Genomic DNA, 899 nt, shown 5'->3' with positions numbered 1-899 from the left:
TTCAAGACAGGCATCGTAGTGAGTTTCGCTGTCGTCATCAGTTTCATCGCTGTAGGGTAAGAGTATATCGCGGTCTTCATTAATCTCTTCAAGCAATGTCGACTTGATCTCTTCGATACAGCTTTCAATAGTGGCGATTTCAGATTCACTAAGCTCGATATCATCATTGCCAAATAGCACAGAGATAAGAGTGTTAGTGTCAAAGTCTACCGGCCCGATAACACTGGCGCATACAAGGCCGTGAAAGCCAAAATAATCCAAAGCCTCTTCATTTAGATGCTCGGCAAAAAGAATATCTTCGAGCTGTTCAATTTGTTGTTCGCTTAGTGACATTTGCTAAAACCGTATGACAGTGCAACCAATGCGTTCATGTGTGTATGGGCGCTGGTTGGGAGCGGGGTGGTATAAAAAACGAGAGTATAAACTGATTTTCCACAGATTAGTATCTGCAGTACCTGGTAAGCATAAAAAAGCCGGTAAGAACTAATTGCTCATACCGGCTCTGAGGTCTTTCAGAACTTAATTAGCGGAAATGCTATTCAGTATCTGTAGTCTGAGTTGCTTTACTGTCTTCAGCTTTTGCTGTTGATTCAGCGGGGCTCACCTCAACCTTAACAGCTGACAGCTCTGGTGACTTAGGAGCCGCCGCGCTTTCAGTTTCAGCTGATTGCGCTCTTGGGTCATTGTGAACCCGGTTAGAGCGGTTAGGTCTACGACGGCGAGCTGGCTTTTTAACTTCGACTTTATGCTCATCAGCCGGCTTCGCTTCGGCTTTAGGGCTTGTATTGCCAGTTATTTCTTTTGTCGCGCTTTCCTTATCAGCAACAGCTTGCGTCTTCGTTGGAGAGGCATCCGACTTGCTGTTTGTCGCTTTATTGCCTCGATTTCTACGAGGGTTA

At 45.4% G+C, this 899-nt stretch carries 2 protein-coding genes; both read right to left on the bottom strand.

The annotated features are described in order from the left end of the window. Positions 1-333: UPF0149 family protein (locus A3756_RS05500; RefSeq protein WP_156490297.1), on the bottom strand; the 333-nt coding region annotated here is incomplete at its 3' end. 202 nt (positions 334-535) lie between these two features. Then, on the bottom strand, positions 536-899 hold a 364-nt coding region (locus A3756_RS27370), incomplete at its 5' end, for a hypothetical protein (RefSeq protein ID WP_197481193.1).

The sequence above is a fragment of the Oleiphilus sp. HI0086 genome, from assembly GCF_001635225.1.
The sequence above is the reverse complement of the archived record's forward strand: the minus strand, read 5'-3'. Positions and strand labels throughout refer to the sequence as shown.